This is a genomic window from Mycobacterium sp. TH-M82 (assembly GCF_057473605.1).
This window is the reverse complement of record NZ_JBYCKY010000917.1, coordinates 1-3533: the sequence shown is the minus strand read 5'-3', so window position 1 is coordinate 3533 and position 3533 is coordinate 1. Positions and strand designations below refer to the sequence as shown.

Below are 3533 nucleotides of genomic sequence, written 5' to 3'. Positions count from 1 at the left end.
GTGCCCTGGCCGCTGACGCCGCCGTCGCCGCCGGCACCGCCGTCGCCGCTGTCACTGGCACCGCCGGTGCCGCCGTTGCCGCCCGAGCCGCCGACCGAGTAGACGGTGTCCGAGCCCCCGGTGTTAACGTCGCCGCCGGAGCCGCCGGTACCACCGGTGCCGCCGTTGCTGTCCACGGCGCTGCCGCCGGCACCACCGTTGCCGCCGTGGCCTCCGGTGCTGCCGATGGTGGTATCGGTCTGGCCGCCGGCACCGCCGTCGCCGCCGTTGCCCGCGATTTCATCGCCGGTCGCGGCGCCGCCGGCACCACCCTCGCCGCCGTAACCACCGTGCCCAGCGATCGTGGTGGATGCCGTGACCGTCACATACGACGTCTGTCCAGACGTCCCTACAGACGTCTCTTCAGCGGTGGGCTGCGCGGTGTTTCCGTCGTGGCCGGTGCCACCGATACCGCCGGTGCCGCCGCCGCCGGCGGTGTTGTTGCCGCCGTCCGCGGTGCTGGTGGGTGCGCCGCCGGTACCGCCGTTGCCGCCGGTGCCGCCGTAGACGCCCTGGCCGCCGTCGCCGCCGTCGCCGCCGTTGCCGGCGGCGTAACCGGTGCCGCCGGTGCCGCCGTTGCCGCCGCTACCACCGACACCGGTGGCACTCGGGTGCGCGGGGCTCTCCCCGTTGCCGAGGTAGACGCCGTCGGAGTTGGTGGCCGCGTTGCCGCCGACGCCGCCGGCGCCGCCGTCACCGCCGTTACCGATGTGCGCCCCCGCGGCCCCGGCCGTCCCGGCCGTCCCGTCAGCGCCCTTGTCCCCGAGCAGCGCGCCCGCCGAACCGCCGGCGCCGACGGTACCGGCGGCACCGCCGTCACCGACCGCGCCGCCATCGCCGCCGTTGCCACCGTCGGCGCCGGCACCGCCGTTGACGGGTGCCGTGGCGTCGGTGGCTTGGTTCAAGCCGGCGCCGCCGACACCGCCGACACCGCCGGTACCGCCGTTGCCGCCCTGGCCGCCATCACCGGCGTTACCGCCGGTACCACCGTCACCGATCAGGCTCGCGCCGGCACCGCCCGCGCCGCCGTTGCCGCCGGCGCCCCCGGTACCGCCTTTGTCGCCGGTGCCGCCGTTGCCGCCAGCGGTGGCAGCAGCAGAGGTGGTCGCATCTGTACCGGCTGTGCCGGTGGTACCTGTGTCACCGGTGGCACCGGTACCGCCGGCACCGCCGTTGCCGCCGTCGCCGCCGTTGCCCAACGCGAACGAACCGGAACCGCCGGCGCCGCCGTTGCCGCCGGCACCGCCGACCGCCCCGAGGTCGGTGGTGTCGCTGGCGGGGTAGCTGTAACCGGCGCCGCCGTTGCCGCCGTTGCCGCCGTCGCCCCACGCGAACGAGCCCAGGACGTCGGTGGCCTTGCCGCTGCTCCCGCCGGCCCCGCCGTCGAACCCGGTCGTATGTGCAGCGGTGCCGTTACCGCCGTCGCCGCCGAGCCCGCCGTTGCCCATCCACTCGCCGCCGTTGCCGCCGGCGCCGCCGTCGGCGCCGTCGCCGCTGCCGCCGTCGCCGCCGTTGCCGAGCCCGCCGGCGTTGCCGCCGGAACCGCCGGCAACACCGGCCGTGGTGCTATCGAAGCCGTTGCCGCCGTCGCCGAAGAACAACCCGCCACCAACTCCATTGGGGTCTGATGCCGTCCCGTCGACGCCGTTGCAGATCAGGCCACACGTGTTCGCCGACGGATCCAGGCTTGCAACCAGCTGGTTGAGCGGGGCAAGCGGACCCTCAAGGCTACCGGCGAGACTCTCCAACTCGCCATTGAACGGCACCCAGAAGCTCTGGAACGCGTCGACCAGAGGGGTCGCCGAAGCCGCCGCACCCGCGGTGGAATCAATACCCGCGGTGGGATCGATACCCAGCAGCGAGCCGAGCAAGTCGTCGATCCCGAAGTCGGCGTGCGCGGTCGGCGCGGCCGCCAGCGGCGTCATCCCGAACGCCAAAAACGCCCCCAGTGCGCTGCTGGCGCCGATCACCCGACGCCGCGCCGGACCATGCGGGTTGCTGCTGGCACGAGTAGTCATCTGAAAACCTTTCCTCGGTAGTCATCTGGACTCATCCGGACTCAGAGCAACCTGAACTCTAAGACCAAATTAATCTACCACTCATGTCAATCGGTGGCCGGAAGGATCGTGGATTCCTGCGTACATGGTGTTCCCACGCCCGCGGGATTTACCGGCTGACCAGGCTAAACCCAACACCACCGACATAATGTGATGTAGATCACATTACGCTGGGTCAGTGAAAGATTTTGACAGCAAAGTGAAAAATTCCGGCAACACCCGGCGGCACTCAAGCGAATGTTCACAGTCGTCACGATCCGCGCGCGACAAGCACCGGCGTCCGCGCCGACTGCACCACCGCCAGGCTGACCGAACCCAACACCATCCCGGCGAAGCCACCCCGGCCGTGGCTGCCCACCACCACCAGCTGGGCCGACTGCGACTGCTCGATCAGCGCATCAGCCGGCCGGTCGCGCGCCACCACCCGACGCACCTCGACGTCGGGATAACGCTCCCGCCAGCCGGCCAGCCGCTCCGCCAGCACCAGCTCGCCGCCGGACTCCATCGCCGCGACGTCGAGGCCGGGGAAATCGGTGAAGACGCCGGCGTCGTGCCAGGCATACACCGCGATCAGCTCCACGCCACGCAGCGACGCCTCCTCGAACGCCAGTGCGGTCGCCGCTTCCGAGGCCGGTGAGCCGTCGATGCCCACCACCACCGGCGCCGCTGCGGGGTGCGCCGGCAGCGGATGCTCGCCGTGAATGACGGCAACCGGGCAGTGCGCATGCCGGACCAGGCCAGAACTCACCGAGCCCATCAGATGCCGACGCAGCCGGCCATGACCCCGGCAGCCGACCACCACCATCGCGGCCCGGCGGCTCAGCTCCACCAGCGTGGGCACCGTCGAGCCCAGCACCGTCTCACCGGCAACCCGCAGCGGGCGCTGTCCTGGCTGCCCCCCGGCGATCTCGAGCGCATCCTGCAGCAGCCGCTTGCCCTGCTCCTGCTGCCATTCGGGATAACCGGGCGGAATCGGCGCCTCCGGGAACGTCATCACCGCCGACGCGCCCAGGACATGCACCAGCGTCAGCGGCAGCCCGCGCATCGCGGCGTCCCGCGATGCCCAGTCGACCGCAGCCGCCGACGACGGCGACCCGTCGACACCGACCAGCACCGCGTCACTGACCGGCGCCGACGTCGCCGTCATCGGGCCTGCTCGGGCTCAGTCAGCCGCGTAGTTTTTGCAGGTGTTGGCCAGTGGCTGGACCATTGAGACGAACGACGCGGCTTCCGGTATGCCCTGCACTTGCTGGAGCATCTCCTGGCGCTGCGGCGGCGGCGAGGCAAGGAAATTCTGCAGGAAGGACTGCGCCATCGGTGTCTGGTTGAACTGCTCGGCAGCCGCTGGCGATTGCGCATTCATTGCCGCCACCACCTGCGAGTAATTGCACGTGGTGGTGACGGCCGGGCTCAGATCGGGATCTGCAGCCGCGGTCC

The 3533-nt window shown here is 71.4% G+C and carries 3 protein-coding genes; all 3 read right to left on the bottom strand.

The window, feature by feature from the left end; translation table 11 throughout:
• A partial coding sequence (locus tag AC2VON_RS26825; protein ID WP_486955485.1) for a PGRS repeat-containing protein occupies positions 1-2057 on the bottom strand: 2057 nt, incomplete at its 3' end.
• Positions 2058-2346: 289 nt separating this feature from the next.
• On the bottom strand, positions 2347-3243 hold the full coding sequence (locus AC2VON_RS26820; RefSeq protein WP_486955484.1) for a universal stress protein: 897 nt from the start codon (positions 3241-3243) through the stop codon (positions 2347-2349).
• Between the two features lie 15 nt (positions 3244-3258).
• A partial coding sequence (locus tag AC2VON_RS26815; RefSeq protein WP_486955483.1) for a hemophore-related protein occupies positions 3259-3533 on the bottom strand: 275 nt, incomplete at its 5' end.